The 17033-nt window shown below is 36.5% G+C and carries 16 protein-coding genes; 6 read left to right on the top strand and 10 right to left on the bottom strand.

The features are described from left to right. Both ACIGAM_RS10315 and purH read right to left on the bottom strand, forming a co-directional pair. The gene (locus tag ACIGAM_RS10315) at positions 1-1029 is read right to left on the bottom strand and encodes a rod shape-determining protein (protein ID WP_028376438.1); all 1029 of its coding nucleotides are present in this window, start codon (positions 1027-1029) and stop codon (positions 1-3) included. A gap of 69 nt (positions 1030-1098) precedes the next feature. Next, positions 1099-2625 (bottom strand): bifunctional phosphoribosylaminoimidazolecarboxamide formyltransferase/IMP cyclohydrolase, encoded by a 1527-nt coding sequence (purH, locus tag ACIGAM_RS10320; protein WP_396511382.1) that lies wholly within the window; start codon positions 2623-2625, stop codon positions 1099-1101. A gap of 138 nt (positions 2626-2763) precedes the next feature. On the opposite strand from purH, the gene ACIGAM_RS10325 reads away from it, so the two are divergent. Further along, the gene (locus ACIGAM_RS10325) at positions 2764-4017 is read left to right on the top strand and encodes an ABC transporter permease (protein WP_396511383.1); all 1254 of its coding nucleotides are present in this window, start codon (positions 2764-2766) and stop codon (positions 4015-4017) included. A gap of 76 nt (positions 4018-4093) precedes the next feature. On the opposite strand, the gene ACIGAM_RS10330 is transcribed toward ACIGAM_RS10325, so the two are convergent. Next, positions 4094-4555 carry a GAF domain-containing protein gene (locus ACIGAM_RS10330; RefSeq protein WP_396511384.1) on the bottom strand — a complete coding sequence of 154 codons (462 nt, stop codon included), beginning with the start codon at positions 4553-4555 and terminating at the stop codon, positions 4094-4096. Positions 4556-4594: 39 nt separating this feature from the next. Here ACIGAM_RS10330 and xrtF point away from each other — a divergent pair, with 39 nt between their 5' ends. From xrtF to ACIGAM_RS10345, 3 genes are read left to right on the top strand one after another with little or no spacing between them, the layout of a single operon-like run. Continuing rightward, positions 4595-5137 carry an exosortase family protein XrtF gene (gene xrtF / locus ACIGAM_RS10335; protein ID WP_396511385.1) on the top strand — a complete coding sequence of 181 codons (543 nt, stop codon included), beginning with the start codon at positions 4595-4597 and terminating at the stop codon, positions 5135-5137. A gap of 20 nt (positions 5138-5157) precedes the next feature. Continuing rightward, a complete protein-coding gene (locus ACIGAM_RS10340) occupies positions 5158-5568 on the top strand; it encodes an exosortase F system-associated membrane protein (RefSeq protein ID WP_396511638.1) in 411 nt (136 codons plus the stop codon). Positions 5569-5605: 37 nt separating this feature from the next. Then, positions 5606-6145 (top strand): DUF3347 domain-containing protein, encoded by a 540-nt coding sequence (locus ACIGAM_RS10345; RefSeq protein WP_396511386.1) that lies wholly within the window; start codon positions 5606-5608, stop codon positions 6143-6145. 80 nt (positions 6146-6225) lie between these two features. Here ACIGAM_RS10345 and groL read toward each other — a convergent pair whose 3' ends face one another. From groL to miaB, 7 genes are all read right to left on the bottom strand, one after another. Continuing rightward, positions 6226-7863, bottom strand: a complete 1638-nt coding sequence (gene groL, locus ACIGAM_RS10350; protein ID WP_396511387.1) for a chaperonin GroEL — start codon at positions 7861-7863, stop codon at positions 6226-6228. 78 nt (positions 7864-7941) lie between these two features. Further along, positions 7942-8217 carry a co-chaperone GroES gene (gene groES / locus ACIGAM_RS10355; RefSeq protein ID WP_028376431.1) on the bottom strand — a complete coding sequence of 92 codons (276 nt, stop codon included), beginning with the start codon at positions 8215-8217 and terminating at the stop codon, positions 7942-7944. 145 nt (positions 8218-8362) lie between these two features. Next, the gene (secG, locus tag ACIGAM_RS10360) at positions 8363-8710 is read right to left on the bottom strand and encodes a preprotein translocase subunit SecG (protein WP_396511388.1); all 348 of its coding nucleotides are present in this window, start codon (positions 8708-8710) and stop codon (positions 8363-8365) included. A gap of 52 nt (positions 8711-8762) precedes the next feature. Next, positions 8763-9698, bottom strand: a complete 936-nt coding sequence (locus ACIGAM_RS10365) for a hypothetical protein (RefSeq protein ID WP_396511389.1) — start codon at positions 9696-9698, stop codon at positions 8763-8765. Then, positions 9699-10217, bottom strand: a complete 519-nt coding sequence (locus ACIGAM_RS10370; RefSeq protein WP_396511390.1) for an LptE family protein — start codon at positions 10215-10217, stop codon at positions 9699-9701. A 21-nt stretch (positions 10218-10238) separates the two neighbouring features. Then, complete coding sequence (locus ACIGAM_RS10375; RefSeq protein WP_396511391.1) at positions 10239-11492, bottom strand: sigma-54 interaction domain-containing protein; 1254 nt, start codon at positions 11490-11492, stop codon at positions 10239-10241. A 10-nt stretch (positions 11493-11502) separates the two neighbouring features. Continuing rightward, complete coding sequence (gene miaB, locus ACIGAM_RS10380; RefSeq protein WP_396511392.1) at positions 11503-12948, bottom strand: tRNA (N6-isopentenyl adenosine(37)-C2)-methylthiotransferase MiaB; 1446 nt, start codon at positions 12946-12948, stop codon at positions 11503-11505. A 274-nt stretch (positions 12949-13222) separates the two neighbouring features. Here miaB and topA point away from each other — a divergent pair, with 274 nt between their 5' ends. Both topA and ACIGAM_RS10390 read left to right on the top strand, forming a co-directional pair. After that, complete coding sequence (topA, locus tag ACIGAM_RS10385) at positions 13223-15772, top strand: type I DNA topoisomerase (protein WP_396511393.1); 2550 nt, start codon at positions 13223-13225, stop codon at positions 15770-15772. Beyond that, a complete protein-coding gene (locus ACIGAM_RS10390; protein ID WP_396511394.1) occupies positions 15773-16939 on the top strand; it encodes a formimidoylglutamase in 1167 nt (388 codons plus the stop codon). Positions 16940-17033: the final 94 nt, after the last annotated feature.

Raw genomic sequence — 17033 nt, forward strand, 5'->3', positions numbered from 1 at the left:
TTATTTTACAAAAATACTCTTGAACTTAGCCAGGTTTTTTAGCGTAATACCTGTACCGCGCACAACAGCACGTAAAGGATCTTCAGCGATATAGACCGGTAAGTCTGTTTTTTGAGATAAACGTTTGTCTAACCCGCGCAACATACTACCACCACCTGCTAAATAGATACCGGTATTGTAAATATCTGCAGCAAGCTCTGGAGGCGTTTGCGATAGCGTTTCCATAACGGCGTCTTCGATACGTAAAATAGATTTATCTAAAGCTTTAGCAATCTCTCTGTAGGATATAGAAACCTGTTTAGGTTTACCTGTAAGAAGGTCACGACCCTGTACACTCATATCTTCTGGTGGAACTTCCAAATCTTCGGTCGCTGCACCTATTTGAATCTTAATTTTTTCTGCACTACGTTCTCCTACATATAGGTTATGTTGCGTACGCATATAATAAATGATATCATTTGTAAACACATCACCTGCAATTTTTACAGATTTATCACAAACAATACCTCCTAAAGCAATAACTGCAATTTCTGTAGTACCGCCACCTATATCAACAATCATGTTTCCTTTAGGTTGCATAATATCTACACCAATACCTATAGCAGCTGCCATAGGCTCGTGTATAAGAAATACTTCTTTACCGTTTACACGCTCACAACTCTCTTTTACCGCGCGCATTTCAACTTCTGTGATTCCTGAAGGTATACAAACTACCATACGTAGAGCAGGAGCAAAAAGCCTTTTCTTTAGCGCGGGTATTTCTTTAATAAACATGCTTATCATTTGCTCACTAGCATCAAAATCTGCAATTACACCGTCTTTAAGAGGGCGTATTGTTTTAATATTTTCATGCGTTTTACCCTGCATCATTGCAGCTTCTTTTCCGGCAGCGATAATTTTATTAGTAACGCGATCTCTGGCAACAATAGAGGGGCTGTCTACAACAACCTTGTCATTATGTATTATAAGAGTGTTTGCGGTACCGAGGTCAATCGCTATCTCTTCAGTTAGAAAATCAAAAAAGCCCATAGGATGTAAAGTGAGAGTGAAATATGATAATCAGGTTAATCTTAAATGTACTGAAAAATTTCGTCTTAATTAGTGTTTAAAGTGTCTTGTTCCGGTCATTACCATTGCAATATTATTAGCATTGCAATAATCTATGCTCAACTGATCTTTTATAGATCCGCCGGGTTGAATAACCGCTGTGATACCTGCTTTATCTGCTATTTCAACACAATCAGGAAATGGGAAAAAAGCATCACTTGCCATAACCGCTCCGTTTAGATCAAAACCAAATGCAACCGCCTTGTCTATTGCCTGGCGTAATGCATCTACACGAGAAGTTTGACCAGTACCGCTTGCGTAAAGCTGGTTTCCTTTTGCAAATACAATGGTATTTGATTTTGTGTGCTTACAGATTTTTGAAGCAAATATTAGATCACTTAACTCTTGATCTGTAGGTTTATTGTCTGTTGCTGTAGAAAGATCTGAGAGACTATCTGTAATAGCATCTTTATCTTGAACTAAAATACCATTTAAACAACTTCTTACCTGATCGTTAGGTAGCGCTACAGGTTTCTGAACTAAAAGGACTCTATTTTTCTTTCCTTTTAAAATTTGAAAAGCTTCTTCAGAAAAACCGGGAGCGATTACAACCTCACAAAATAAAGAATGAATTTCTTCTGCTGTTGCTTTGTCGATTTCGGTATTTGATATTAAAATTCCGCCAAAGGCTGAAACAGGATCTCCCGCTAAAGCATCAACATATGCCTGGTGAATAGTTTCTCGTTGAGCTAAACCACACGCGTTATTGTGTTTTAAAATTGCAAACGTAGGATTCTCACCTTTAAATTCTGCCATAAGATTTACAGCGGCGTCAACATCTAACAGGTTGTTATAAGAAAGCTCTTTCCCGTGAAGTTGATCAAACATTGCATTAAAATCTCCAAAGAATGTTCCTTTTTGATGTGGGTTTTCACCATATCGTAATGTTTTTCCTTCGGTATAACTTGCTTTGTAAACTACTTCTTCTTCATTAAAGTAATTAAATATTGCAGTGTCATAGTGTGAGGAAACATTAAAGGCTTTAGCAGCAAAACGCTTACGGTCTGAAAGTGTAGTAGTGCCTTCATTTGCACTTACAAGTTCAAGAACTTCCTGATAGTCGTCTACAGAAGAAACACACAACGTGTCTTTAAAGTTTTTAGCAGCGGCACGTATTAATGAAATACCACCTATGTCAATCTTTTCAACAATGTCCTGTTCTGAAGCTCCTGAAGCTACTGTTTTTTCAAATGGGTATAAGTCAACAATAACAATATCTAATTGCGGAATACTGTATTCTGCCATTTCTGAAATATCACCTTCGTGATCCTGGCGATTAAGAATACCGCCAAATATTTTAGGGTGTAAAGTTTTAACTCTCCCACCTAGAATTGAAGGATATGAAGTAACCTCTTCTACAGGTACTACCGGAACACCTAGATCCTGAATAAATTTTTCGGTACCTCCCGTAGAATAAAGGGTGATACCTAATTCATTAAACTTTTTTATAAGTGGTTCTAGACCTTCTTTACTAAAAACTGAAATTAACGCAGCTTTAGCTTTTATAGCAGTACTCATGAAGAAATTTTTTATTTGGCTGCAAAAGTATGAATTAAACCCTTAAGAGGAGTTGATAATTGTTGTATTTTCTTAGCATAAATTTGTAACGTTCAAGACACTTTTACGTCCTATGGTCGTTCATGTTAACACACATCTATGCTCATTTATCTTAGGGTATTAAAAGAAAGTCTCGCATTTGCGATTAATGCACTGCGCAATAACAAGTTGCGTACGTTGCTATCACTATTAGGAGTGACGATAGGTATCTTTTCAATTATTGGCGTTTTAGCTGCGGTAGATTCGTTAAAACAGGAGATTAAAGGCAGTTTGTCTTCACTAGATAATAGTACTATTATCTTAATGCGCTTTTCTTTTGGTCCTTCGGAAATTCCCCAGTGGAAACGGGAGCAATTTCCTGATGTAAGTTATGAGGAATATCAATATATTAAACGAAATGTGCCTGATGTAGAGGCTGTTTCGTACAGTTTAAATGTACGGGCAGAATCTATTAAATATGGTGATAAATTAGTGACAGGTGTTGGTATCGCTCCTGTTACCGAGGGTTATTATAATATTGAATCTCTTAAGCTGAAAGAGGGTCGGTTTTTTAATGAATCTGAGTCTAATAGCGGTTCTCCGGTAATTGTTTTAGGAGATGAAATCGCTGATGGATTATTTGGTAATCTAAACCCTATAGGAAAAGAAGTGCGTCTTTATGGTCAACGCTTTACAGTAATTGGCGTTCTTGAGAAAGAAGGGACGAGTCTTTTTGGTCCGTCAAAAGATGGTTCTGCAATCTTACCGGTAAACGTAGTGCGTCGTATTTATGGTAGTAATAATAAATCTGCTTTTCCTTCTATAGTTATTAAGCCGGCTTCTGGTGTAGATATACCTGAGTTTAATGCAGTACTTGCACAACGGCTCAGACAGCTGCGTGGTTTGAAACCAGATGATGTAAATAATTTTTTCATCAATCAATTGTCTGGGTTCACAGATCTTATAGATAATATAACCGGCACTATGTCGACTATAGGTGGTTTTATAGGTTTGTTCTCTCTGCTTGTAGGCGGTTTTGGGATCGCTAATATTATGTTTGTGAGTGTAAAAGAGCGCACAAATCTCATAGGTATTCAAAAAGCATTGGGAGCAAAGAATAGGTTTATACTGCTTCAGTTTTTATTTGAGTCTATAATTTTAGCAACTATAGGTGGTCTTATAGGTCTTGGCTTAGTTTGGATTATTACAGTTATAGCATCACAGTTTACCGGGGACTTCGAGTTTATCCTTTCTGCCGGAAATATCTTTGCGGGTTTGTTTAGTTCTGTCATAATTGGTCTTATTGCCGGTATTGTTCCTGCATTAATGGCTTCACGATTAGATCCTGTAGAAGCAATACGTACCGGTATGTAAATAGGAGTACTAACACAAAAAAAAGCCTGCTTTATCAACTGATAAAGCAGGCTTTTTTTTATAAATTCTTTTAGTCTTAAACTTCTAATATATTAGCAACCTGCACATTTACCCATTCTAAAAAGCGCTCGTCTGCTTCAGTAAAAGGATCTGGAGTGTTGGAGTCAATATCAATCTGACCTATATTTTTTCCGTTTACAAATAACGGAACAACAATTTCTGCTTTTACCGTGATACTACACGCAATATAATTGTCCTGAGCGCTAACATCGGGCACCACAAAATTTTGGTTAGAAACGGCTACCTGCCCGCAAATTCCTTTCCCAAAAGGTATAATCGTGTGATCAGTTTCAGCTCCAGCATACGAGCTTAATTTGAGTTCATCTTTATCACCATTCTTAAAGTAGAAGCCCACCCAGTCATAATGAGCTATGGTTTCTTTAAGAAGGTCGCATACTTCTTGCAGTCGTTGTTCAACAGATAAGCTTGAGCTATCTAATATTTGCGATACTTGAGGTTTTAGAGTTTCAAAAGTCATTTTTCTTGTATTTTAGACCGGTCAATAACCGTTATCAGATTGTTAGATTTAATTCGCAAATATAAGTCGGTACTTCTATTTATCCTTACATTTTTAGGAGTGTATGTGGTGCTTAGTGTTGGCTACGCAATTTACTTAAAACAAGAGTTTTCTGCAGCGTATTATCCTGATTATGTCACCCATCAGGTAGCTGTACAGAGTAACTGGCTTATTAATAAAACTGACTACTCAAGTTTTATAGAGCCGCATTCTGAGGAAGCATCTATGAAGCTTTTTGTAGAAGATTATTTTGTAGTACGTGTGGTAGAGGGGTGTAATGGGGTGAGCGTAATAATTCTGTTTACCGCTTTTGTGTTTTCTTTTTATCAGGGATCTAGAAAAACATTAGTGTTTTTAATTTTTGGTAGTCTGCTTATTTACGGGATTAATGTGCTGCGTATTGTTATTATAAGTATAGGCTTATACAAAATTCCTGAATACAGTAAAGTACTTCACGATGTGGTATTTCCGGCAATTATTTATGGAGCTGTAGTGTTACTCTGGCTGGTATGGATTAAGCGATTTAAAAAATTACCATCTTGAAAAAAGTAGTCTTTATACTGGTGGTAGCTCTTCTGTTTTTAGCACTTGCCGCTATACGGTATTTTCAAGAACACCTATTTTATGATCCTTTATTGTTTTTTTTTAAAGGTGATTATTTAAATTCTAAATCATTACCACTACTAGATATATTTAAGTTGGTTGTTTCTATTAGTATTCGTTTTTGGTGTAATGCCATAATTTCAATCTGGATATTAAAGTTGCTTTTCAGCGAACGCCAACTACTCAAAATCTTAATTCTTATCTACGGTACTTTATTTGGGTTACTAATTATAGTTTTCTATTTTATAATCGCTCAATATCGAGAATCGTTTGAATTACCCTTATTTTATGTGAGAAGATTTTTAATGCAGCCTATGTTACTTTTGCTTTTATTGCCTGCTTTTTATTATCAAAAGCTCCGCAGCAATTAGTCTATTTGTATATTTGATTGAAACTTAAGATTAACGTATGAGAAATATTACTATAATTTTTATTTCGGCACTTTTATTAGCCTGTGGCGAAAATAAATCTGGAGAGAAAACTGTAACTGTTTCAGAAGGTGATTCAGGTAAACACGAACTGGTTTATAACGGAGCAAAACGAGATGCTAAATTTAAAAATGAGGAGGTAACCAGTGTTTATGATGCTTATAACAAACTTAAAATTGCTCTTGTGAATACCGATGCTGAAGCTGCTCAAGATGTCGCTGAAGATATGATCTCAAAAATGGAAGCAGTGGAAGTGGAGGCAGATTTAAAACAGGTGGCTCAGTCAATTGCGAGTACTAAAGATATTAACAAGCAACGAGCAAACTTTGAAAAATTAACTGCAGGAATAAAAACTTTTGTAGAAGAGAATATTTCTGGCGGAACGCTTTATTATCAATACTGCCCAATGGCATTTGACGGTAAAGGTGCATACTGGATTTCTAATGAGAAGAAAATATTTAATCCTTATTTTGGAGATGTAATGTTGAATTGCGGGACAGTGAGTGAAGAAATAAATTAATTTTTTTGATTCATTTATATAAAGAAAAAGCCCTTCAGAATTAACTGAAGGGCTTTTTTAGTATTTAAAGAAATTGATGCTTACATCATTCCCGGCATACCGCCACCCATACCACCTGGCATTCCGCCTCCGGCATTTTCTTCAGGGATGTCAGTTAATGCGCATTCAGTAGTTAAGATCATTCCAGAAACAGAAGCCGCGTTTTCAAGAGCTACACGTGTTACTTTCTTAGGATCTATAATACCAGCAGAAAGCATATTTACGTAAGTATCTGTTTTAGCATCATAACCAAAATCTTCATCACCTTCGATTACTTTAGCGATAACGACAGAGCCTTCACCACCTGCATTGGCAACAATAGTACGTAAAGGTGCCTCAATAGCCTTAGCTACAATTTTGATACCTGTAGCCTCATCAGCATTAATAGCTTCAAGGTTGTCTAAAGCGCGTTTTGCGCGTACAAGAGCAACACCACCACCGGCTACGATACCTTCTTCTACAGCGGCACGAGTTGCGTGAAGTGCATCATCTACACGGTCTTTTTTCTCTTTCATTTCTACTTCAGAAGCGGCACCCACGTAAAGTACAGCAACACCACCAGCTAATTTAGCCAGACGTTCCTGTAGTTTTTCTTTATCATAGTCGCTAGTCGTAGACTCAATTTGAGCTTTAATTTGGTTGATACGACCTTTAATGCCGTCTTTATCACCAGAACCGTTAACTATTGTCGTATTGTCTTTATCTATAGTTACGTTTTCAGCAGTACCAAGCATATCTATAGTAGCATTCTCTAAAGTAAACCCACGCTCTTCGCTTATAACTGTACCTCCAGTTAAAATTGCAATATCTTCTAGCATAGCTTTACGACGATCACCAAAACCAGGAGCTTTAACAGCTGCTATTTTAAGTGCTCCTCTTAATTTATTTACAACTAAAGTAGCAAGTGCCTCACCGTCTACATCTTCTGCAATAATTAATAAAGGCTTACCTGACTGAGCTACCGGCTCAAGCACTGGTAATAAATCTTTCATTGAAGAGATCTTTTTATCAAATAATAAGATATAAGGATTCTCTAATTCAGTTTGCATTTTTTCGCTATCTGTAACAAAATATGGTGATAAATAACCACGGTCAAACTGCATACCTTCAACTACATCAACATAAGTCTCTGTACCTTTAGCCTCTTCAACGGTAATTACACCTTCTTTACCTACTTTGCCAAAAGCCTCAGCAATAAGTTCACCTATAACATCATCGTTATTTGCAGATATAGCCGCGATTTGCTTTATTTTTTCTGAAGAGTTACCTACTTCTTTAGTTTGAGAAGCAAGATCTTTTGTAATTGCCTCAACAGCTTTGTCAATCCCACGTTTTAAATCCATTGGGTTTGCACCTGCAGCTACGTTCTTAAGGCCTTCCTGTACGATTGCTTGAGCTAATACGGTTGCAGTTGTAGTACCGTCACCAGCTAGATCGTTAGTTTTAGAAGCAACTTCTTTAACCATCTGAGCTCCCATATTTTCTAAAGGATCTTTAAGCTCAATTTCTTTTGCTACCGTAACACCATCTTTAGTCACTTGAGGAGCGCCAAAAGATTTACTTATAATTACGTTACGACCTTTAGGTCCTAAAGTTACTTTTACTGCGTTTGCTAATGCGTCAACACCGCGCTTAATACCATCTCTTGCTGAGATGTCAAATGTTATCTCTTTTGCCATTGTAAATTTTATTTAAAGTTTTCGCAATTGCGAAAAAATATAAGTTTGTTATTTATTTAATAGAAGAAATGCAGATTATTAAATAACCGCAAGAATATCATCTTCACGCATAATTAAATAATCTGTACCGTCTAATTTTAATTCGGTACCAGAATATTTACCATAAAGAACAGTGTCACCTACCTTAACGGTCATATCGTGATCTTTTTTTCCATTCCCTACCGCTATAACTTTACCTTGTTGTGGTTTTTCTTTAGCTGTATCCGGAATATAAAGTCCAGATGCTGTTTTTGTTTCAGCGGCTGTAGGCTCTACTAAAACACGGTCTGAAAGTGGTTTAATGTTTACTCCCATTTTAATATAATTTTTTAGTTAATAAAGTTCGTAATGATGTTGCCTGTAAGGCAGAAATTATGCCACCAGACTATGGCTGACAAAAAGGCAAAAAAAAGACCGCATAATTGCGGTCTTTATATTTACTGTATGACTAAAATGTCATTTAATTAGATTCTGTATTTTCTGAAGGAGCTGTAGCTGCAGGAGCCGTAGCATCTGGTACAGGCATTATATTCTCAACATCTTCTCCCTGTATTACTTTAGACTCAGAAGAATTACCTCCGCCAAAAATAGTAACATTGGAAATTAAAATAAGAACAAGTAAAATAGTTGCAAGTCCCCAGGTACTTTTATCTAAAAAGTCACCTGTTTTCTTAACACCACCTATTTGTTGTGTTCCGCCACCTCCAAACGAAGAAGATAAACCACCACCTTTAGGGTTTTGCACCATTATAACTACAATAAGTAGGAATGCTACAATTACAATTAAAACTAAAAATATTAAAAACATAGTTTAAGGCTTTACAAAGGCGGATTTCAAAATTTAAAAGTGCCGCAGTTTATTATTTATTTTCTTGCAATTTAACTATTGCCCGAATTTGGTCTGCAAAGAAACCACTTTTTTCCGGATATTTCAAACATAAAATTTTATATGCTTGCTTTGCTTTTTGATAATTCTTTTGTTCAACATAAACCCGCGCCAAAGTCTCTGTCATTAAGCTTTCATTAGGCTGAAAATCGCTTTGCAGATCTTGCTTTTTGAAGCCTTCCTCGGGAGTTCTTACCTTTATCTTAGGGTTTGACTCAATAAATTTGTCTATTAATTCTAATCTTCGAGTACGATCAGGGTCTTCATTATCTTCATCAGATTCTGTAAAAGAAACTAATGTTGATGGCTTTGTTTCTGATATTAATTCTTCCGGAAGGTTTGATTCTTCAACAGGATCACTAGAGCTTTCAGTTCTATCAATTTTATCAAAAGAAGTTATTTTTAGCCATTGCGTAAAAGAGTGCGTTTCGCTCTTCGTAAATTCTAACGGTTTTCCAACTTGTAATTTTTCTTCCGCAGTTTGAACTGCATCTATATCTTCGGTTTCTTGAGGTTGATCCTTCCGAATAAAAAAATCACTTGATAATACTTGGTTAGCTTTCTCTAGTTCTTCTGCATCTAAATCTGCTGAAACATCGATAATATCGTGAACTTGCATATCGCGCAGCTGCTGTTCCTGAGCTTTTATTTGCTCACTTATCGCTGTTTGATTAAAATTTTCTGACGTGATGTAATCAAATAATACAGTGCGATCCTGAGTATAAGCAGCTGTTTTTTTTAGTTGATTGTTGTATAAAAAACTATCCTGATTTTTTAAGCCTTTTAAGTAAAGAGCCCGTGCTGCCTGAAAATAAGGGTATTCTTTTACAACTTCATTTAATGCTGAGGTTTGCTCCGGTGTAATTGCATCCGGGTTTTCTAAAAGATATGTAAAATCTAAGGTATTCATTTACCAGTTTGCAAGCGATTCATTAAAAATGTCCTGAGTAATACGTTCAAAAATTTCTGCGATTGCGCTATCTAAAGCACTGCCTACTAGTTGTGAATTACCGGGTGTATCTACGAAAAATGAGAATCGCTTTTCAAAATCATCACTGCCATCTTCTTTTTTGGTATTTGTAAATCTACACAATACAACTATAGTCAATCTGTTTTGAGCGGCAAGGTTGTCTGATGTAGCTGTTTGAGGAGCTATATAATAATCTACAATCTCACCTTCATATATTAAGTCTGCATTTGCAGCATTTGTAGCCAGGTTTAGACTGGTTTGGTTTTGAATCAAATCAGAAAGTGCAAAGGTGAAATCTCGATCTATTCCCGGCTCTATGATAGGGGCATTATTTTGAAAGAAGCTCACGTAAAAACTCTCGGTACCCGGTTGAATAGAAATGCCGGTAAAAGAATAAAACCCACAACTGTTAAAACAGAGGCAGCTTAATAAAAGAAGTGTTATTTGAAGTTTTCTCATAAGTTGTTTTAATAACCTCTTTTAAAGATCGTATTGTTTGATTTTTCTATATAGAGTACGCTCGCTTATTCCTAATTCTTTTGCGGCTGCTTTGCGTTTGCCGCTATGGCGTTCTAGCGATTTTTCTATGAGCTCTAATTCTTTTTCCTGTAACGATAGCGTTTCTTCTTCTTCTACATCTTCTGCAAAATGATACTTATCTGCAAGCGATGGTTTGGCAACAGACTCTTGCGGAAGTTGTAGCACTTCGGTGATATCTTCTGCGCTCTCGTAGGCATCTGTCTCGTCCTCGCTGTAAATCTTTTTAATAAGGGATTTATTTTCTTCCTGAACGCTCGCATTGTTTCCCTTTTCCATTAACTCAAGGGTTAATTTTTTAAGGTCATTTAAGTCGCTTTTCATATCAAAAAGAACTTTGTATAAAATCTCACGCTCACTGCTAAAATCACTCTCACTCTTTTTAGCACCTACTACAGCAGGTAAATTTGAGCCGGTATCTGGTAAGTAATGACGTAATTTTTCTAAAGTTATACTTCGGTTTTGTTCTAATACCGAAATTTGCTCGGCAACATTGCGAAGTTGTCTTATGTTACCACTCCATCTATATTTTAAAAGTGCATTTACCGCATCGTCTTCTAGACGAATAGTCGGCATTTTATATTTATTAGCGAAATCTGAAGCGAATTTTCTAAATAGTAAATGAATGTCTTCCTTGCGATCTCGTAATGGAGGAAGATTAATGTCTACTGTGCTTAATCTGTAATAGAGATCTTCCCTAAATCTTTCTTGTTTAATCGCGTCAAACATTTTTACATTTGTAGCCGCTACTATACGTACATCGGTTTTTTGCGTTTTAGAAGAACCTACTTTTAAAAATTCGCCATTTTCTAAAACCCTAAGAAGGCGTACCTGCGTAGGTAGTGGTAGTTCACCTACTTCATCAAGAAAAATGGTACCGCCGTCAGCTTCTTCAAAATAACCACTACGTGTAGATGTAGCCCCTGTAAATGCCCCTTTCTCGTGACCAAAAAGCTCGCTGTCTATGGTTCCTTCAGGAATAGCACCACAGTTTACAGCGATATATTTATTATGCTTGCGGTGAGATAGCGAGTGTATTATACGCGGAATACTTTCTTTACCTACACCACTTTCACCGGTAACTAAAACCGAAATATCTGTAGGTGCTACTTGTATCGCTTTTTCAATTGCGCGATTGAGTTTTGGGTCGTCTCCAATAATCCCAAAGCGTTGTTTTATAGCGTGAACTGATTCCATTAACTGCTAATTAATTGTTTGAAGAATAATCTACTGCTTTACCTAAAAGTGTAGAAGTTGTGCACGAAAGAATTTCTACGTTTACAAAGTCTCCTATTTTATAATGTTCTTTAGGAAACACAACTACTGTATTTTGAGAATTGCGACCAGACCATTCTGCGTCACTTTTCTTAGACTCTTTTTCTATAAGAACTTCAACAACTCGGCCTACCTGTTTTTTAGTATTGTGATGTGAGTGTTCTAATTGCAATGCGATAACTTCAGCAAGGCGTCGTTTTTTTACCTCCAGTGGGATATCGTCTTCAAGTTTACGAGCAGCCATTGTTCCCGGGCGTTCACTATATGCAAACATAAAACCAAAGTCATATTTCACATAGCGCATTAAGCTCAATGTGTCTTGGTGATCTTCTTCAGTTTCCGTAGGAAAGCCGGTTATCATATCTTGTGATATACCACAATCTGGCATGATCTCACGAACATTATCTATAAGGTCAAAATATTCCTGTCTTGTGTGCAAGCGGTTCATTTCTTTTAAAATACGATCACTACCGCTTTGTACTGGCAGGTGTATATAGTTGCAAATGTTGTCATACTTTGCCATTGTACGTATAACGTCTAACGTCATATCCTGTGGATTTGAAGTTGAGAACCTTATACGCATTTTAGGTTGAGCTTCTGCAACAAGAGCTAATAAGCCAGAAAAATCAACTGCAGTTGCCTGCGCCATCTCGCTCGCTTTGTCAAAATCTTTTTTGAGACCGCCACCATACCATAAGAAGCTGTCAACGTTTTGTCCTAACAAAGTAACCTCCTTAAAACCTCTAGAGGCAAGATCATTTACTTCTTCAATAATACTTTGAGGATCACGGCTGCGTTCACGACCTCGTGTAAAAGGTACTACGCAAAAGGTACACATATTATCACAACCTCTGGTAATACTTACAAAGGCCGTTACCCCGTTACTTTGCAATCTCACGGGAGCTATGTCTCCATATGTTTCTTCTTTAGAAAGAATAACATTTATTGCATCACGACCTTCTTCAACTTCGCTTAGAAGGTTAGGTAAGTCTTTGTAGGCATCAGGGCCTACAACAAGATCAACAATTTTTTCTTCTTCTAAGAATTTGCTCTTTAAACGTTCTGCCATACAGCCTAACACGCCTACTTTCATAGCCGGGTTTATCTTTTTTACGGCATTGTATTTTTCAAGACGTTTGCGTACGGTCTGCTCTGCTTTATCACGTATTGAGCAGGTATTTACTAACACGAGATCTGCATCTTCAAGATTTGAAGTGGTATTGTAGCCCTGATCTGCAAGTATAGAAGCAACAATCTCACTGTCGCTAAAATTCATTTGGCAACCGTAGCTTTCTATAAAAAGCTTTTTAGTGTTTGTTATTTGTGGTTCTAAAACCAGTGTTTCTCCTTGTTTATTTTCGTCTATAACTTTCTCCATATTGCGGTCTGCTTCCTAAAAATAGTGGGCAAAGATACGATTAACTCAACTTGTGACAAAGTGTCATTAGTGTGAAATTTAAAATCATTACCAAAGTGATTTAGTTTGTGGGCTGAAGTAGATAAAATACTTCAAGTTTAAAGGTATTTAGTGTCTAATTGAGGTTTGTGGCTTCAATAATAAATTTTCTACTACTTTTGCGATTCTAAAATCAAAATTAAATTGAGCTCCTTTTAGTTTTTAATTTTGATTGACAAATTTTGAAAAAAGCGTTATGGCAAAAAATCTTGTAATTGTTGAGTCACCTGCAAAGGCTAAAACTATTGAAAAATTTCTGGGTTCAGATTATAAAGTAGAAAGTAGTTTTGGTCATATCGCAGATCTGCCAACAAAGGAACTAGGAGTAGATGTAGAGGGTGATTTTACGCCAAAATATACTGTAAATAAAGACAAGAAAGCGGTAGTTAAGAAACTGAGGGACTTAGCAGATAAATCAGAAATGGTTTGGCTAGCGAGTGATGAGGATCGCGAGGGAGAAGCTATAGCGTGGCATCTTGCAGAAGAACTAAAGCTTGATAAGGCAAAGACAAAACGAATTGTTTTTTCTGAAATCACTAAAAAAGCAATTCTAAAAGCAATTGATAATCCAAGAGATATTGATTATAATCTAGTAAACGCACAGCAAGCGAGACGTGTACTTGATCGTTTAGTAGGGTATGAGATCTCGCCGGTATTATGGCGAAAAGTTAAAGGTGGTTTGTCTGCAGGGCGTGTGCAATCTGTGTCAGTACGACTAATTGTTGAGCGCGAAAGAGAAATACAAGCCTTTAATACTGAGGATTATTTTAGAGTTGATGCAGAGTTTGCAAATGCAGACGGGCGCACTTTAAAAGCAAAACTGCCTAAGAATTTAGATACAAAAAAAGAAGCTGAAGAGTTTTTAGCAGCAAATGCAGATGCCACCTTTAAAGTAGATGCTTTAACTACTAAACCTGCCAGTAAATCTCCGGCGCCACCATTTACGACTTCCACTTTACAACAGGAAGCAGCGCGTAAGTTATATTTTTCGGTTAGTAAAACGATGAATATGGCGCAACGTTTATATGAAGCCGGTCTTATTACCTATATGAGGACAGATAGTGTGAATCTATCTCAAGATGCTAAGGAGGCTGCAGGTAACGAGATTAACTCAGCTTATGGTACTAAATATCATAAAGAACGCAATTATAAAGGTAAAAGCAAAGGAGCTCAGGAAGCTCACGAAGCGATTAGACCTACAGATTTTAGTAAGCATTCTGTAAACATAGAAAGAGATCAGGCGCGTTTATATGAGCTTATATGGAAACGAGCAATCGCCTCACAAATGAGTGAAGCCAAGCTTGAACGTACAAATGTGCAAATCGCATCTTCAAATCATCCTTCAAATTTCACAGCAAACGGTGAGGTTATAAAGTTTGACGGATTCTTAAAAGTTTACCTGGAAGGCACAGATGATGAAGACCAGGAAGAAAGTGGAATTCTGCCTCCATTAAAAGAGGGTGAGGTTCTTGATAATAAATGGATTACTGCTACAGAGCGTTTTACCAGAGCTCCCTACCGTTATACTGAAGCTTCGTTGGTAAAAAAGCTAGAAGAATTAGGTATAGGTAGACCATCTACATATGCGCCAACAATTACAACAATTCAAAATAGAAAATATATTGAGAAAGGTAATGTTGATGGTGTAGAGCGTGAGTACGATTTAATCACGCTTAAGAAAGGGATCGTTAAAGCCACTAAGCTTTCTGAAAAAGTAGGCTCAGATAAAGGAAAATTAGTTCCTACAGATGTGGGAATGGTTGTAAATGATTTCCTTGTGATGCATTTTGAAAATATTCTGGATTACAATTTTACAGCAAAAGTAGAACAGGATTTTGATGAGATTGCTGAAGGTAATGAGGAGTGGACAAAAATGATGAGAGATTTTTATAAAGACTTTCATCCTCAGGTTAAACACGTTGCCGAAAATGCAGAACGTGAGGTAGGTGAGCGCGTTTTAGGTAAAGATCCAAAGTCTGGTAAGCCGGTAAGTGTACGTCTTGGTAAATACGGAGCGATGGTACAAATAGGTTCTGTCGAAGATGAAGAAAAGCCACTTTTTGCAGGTCTTTTACCAGATCAGCAGCTAGAGAGTATAACTTTTGAAGAAGCGATGGATCTTTTTAAACTTCCTCGTGAGTTAGGAGAGTTTGAAGGAGAACCGGTAGAAGTTAATAACGGTCGTTTTGGTCCCTATGTTAAATTTGGTAAAGCTTTTGTATCACTCCCTAAAGGGATAGATCCTTTAGAAGTTGAGTATGATGAGGCAGTCGAGTATATTAAAGAAAAACAAAAAGCAGATGCGCCTATTTATACGTATGAAGATAAGCCTGTTCAAAAAGGCGTTGGCCGTTTTGGACCCTACTTAAAGTGGAATAGCATCTTTATAAATGTAAATAAGAAGTATGATTTTGATAATCTAACAGATAAAGATATTGTAGAGTTAATTGAGGATAAAAAACAAAAAGAGAAAGATAAAGTTCTACATGATTTTAAAGATGAAGGGATTCGTGTTGAAAAGGCAAGATGGGGAAGGTCTAATATAATTAAGGGTAAGGTAAAAATAGAATTGCCTAAAACGGTCGACGCCGCAGCATTAACTCTTGAAGAAGTTAAAGCAATTTTAGAGAAACAGGGGCCTAAGAAAAAAGCTGCTAAAAAACCTGCTGCCAAAAAAACAGCAGCTAAGAAAACAGTAGCAAAGAAAAGTACAGCAAAAAAAGCACCTGCAAAAAAGAAGAAATAAATGGCTTTTGAAAATTTGTCTCCCGTTTCAGACTCGGTTATTGCACACGCAGCTTTACTTAATGAGCAGAGTTTAGCCTCAGTGATTAAAGTGCATTCACGGCAGGGTGGTTTACCCGAAATGGAAAATTTAAATATTACGATAATAGGTGTTCGTGAAAGTAGGGGAGCTGTAGATTCTATAGAGTCAACATTAGATTTTACGGCTATTCGCAAAGCCTTATACGCACTTTTTCCGGGAAACTGGCATACTAAAATAGGAGATCTTGGGGATTTAGAACCGGGGGAAAGTTCATTAGATACGTTTTACGCATTAAAGGAAATTATAACTCAACTCGTAAAAAATAACATAATACCTTTAATTCTTGGGGGTAGTCAGGATCTTACTTATGCATTGTATAGAGCATTTGACGGTCTTGATCAAATGGTTAATCTGGTAAATGTAGATGGTCATTTTGATTTAGGTAATAGTAGTTTGCCCATTACAAACAAATCTTATGTAGGTAGAATTATTGTAGATCAACCTTATAATTTATTTAATTATTCAAACATAGGCTATCAGACTTATTACAATTCTCAAGAGGAAATTGATCTGATGGAGAAGTTATACTTCGATTCTTTTAGATTAGGAAGTTTAACTTCAGAATTAAGTGCTGTAGAGCCAGTTATGCGCGATGCAGATATCGTAAGTTTAGATTTATCTTCAATACAATCTGAGGTTTTGGGCTATATGCACCCTCATAATGTCAATGGTTTTAATGGTAGAGAGATTTGTGCAATAGCAAGGTATGCGGGACTTAGTGATCGTGTGAGTGTTTTTGGAATTTTTGAGTATAACTTGCAGAAATACAATGATACAGGTGCCTCACTTATTGCGCAACTACTATGGTATTTCATAGAAGGAGTCAATTTTAGAATAAATGAACGTTTGCAAGATAGGGATGTTAATTTCTTACATTATAGTGTTCCTGTTGATGATGAGTTACTTAGCTTTTACAAGAGTACTGTTTCAGAACGCTGGTGGATAGAAATTCCATTTATGAAAGGTGTTAATAATAAATTAAAAAGGAACACGTTATTACCTTGCACTGAAGACGATTATATCAATGCCTGCAATCAGGAAATACCGGAACGCTGGTATAAAGCAAAGCGTAAGAATGAAGTTTAATTAACAAAACTTTTAGTTTTGAATGTAATTTTTATCAAAAAATTGTTTTTTAGCAATTTTATAGATAGGTTTACCGTCTCAAATCTAGATTTAA

It is taken from the genome of Leeuwenhoekiella sp. NPDC079379 (genome assembly GCF_044542075.1).
Taxonomy (GTDB): Bacteria; Bacteroidota; Bacteroidia; order Flavobacteriales; family Flavobacteriaceae; genus Leeuwenhoekiella.

Coding starts and splice junctions, on each gene's coding strand:
- ACIGAM_RS10390 (WP_396511394.1), top strand. CDS start 15,773: ATGGCTTTTGAAAATTTGTCTCCCGTTTCAGACTCGGTTATTGCACAC.
- ACIGAM_RS10365 (WP_396511389.1), bottom strand. CDS start 9,698: ATGAATACCTTAGATTTTACATATCTTTTAGAAAACCCGGATGCAATT.
- ACIGAM_RS10325 (WP_396511383.1), top strand. CDS start 2,764: ATGCTCATTTATCTTAGGGTATTAAAAGAAAGTCTCGCATTTGCGATT.
- topA (WP_396511393.1), top strand. CDS start 13,223: ATGGCAAAAAATCTTGTAATTGTTGAGTCACCTGCAAAGGCTAAAACT.
- purH (WP_396511382.1), bottom strand. CDS start 2,625: ATGAGTACTGCTATAAAAGCTAAAGCTGCGTTAATTTCAGTTTTTAGT.
- ACIGAM_RS10375 (WP_396511391.1), bottom strand. CDS start 11,492: ATGGAATCAGTTCACGCTATAAAACAACGCTTTGGGATTATTGGAGAC.
- ACIGAM_RS10315 (WP_028376438.1), bottom strand. CDS start 1,029: ATGGGCTTTTTTGATTTTCTAACTGAAGAGATAGCGATTGACCTCGGT.
- miaB (WP_396511392.1), bottom strand. CDS start 12,948: ATGGAGAAAGTTATAGACGAAAATAAACAAGGAGAAACACTGGTTTTA.
- groES (WP_028376431.1), bottom strand. CDS start 8,217: ATGGGAGTAAACATTAAACCACTTTCAGACCGTGTTTTAGTAGAGCCT.
- ACIGAM_RS10345 (WP_396511386.1), top strand. CDS start 5,606: ATGAGAAATATTACTATAATTTTTATTTCGGCACTTTTATTAGCCTGT.
- ACIGAM_RS10330 (WP_396511384.1), bottom strand. CDS start 4,555: ATGACTTTTGAAACTCTAAAACCTCAAGTATCGCAAATATTAGATAGC.
- groL (WP_396511387.1), bottom strand. CDS start 7,863: ATGGCAAAAGAGATAACATTTGACATCTCAGCAAGAGATGGTATTAAG.
- secG (WP_396511388.1), bottom strand. CDS start 8,710: ATGTTTTTAATATTTTTAGTTTTAATTGTAATTGTAGCATTCCTACTT.
- ACIGAM_RS10370 (WP_396511390.1), bottom strand. CDS start 10,217: ATGAGAAAACTTCAAATAACACTTCTTTTATTAAGCTGCCTCTGTTTT.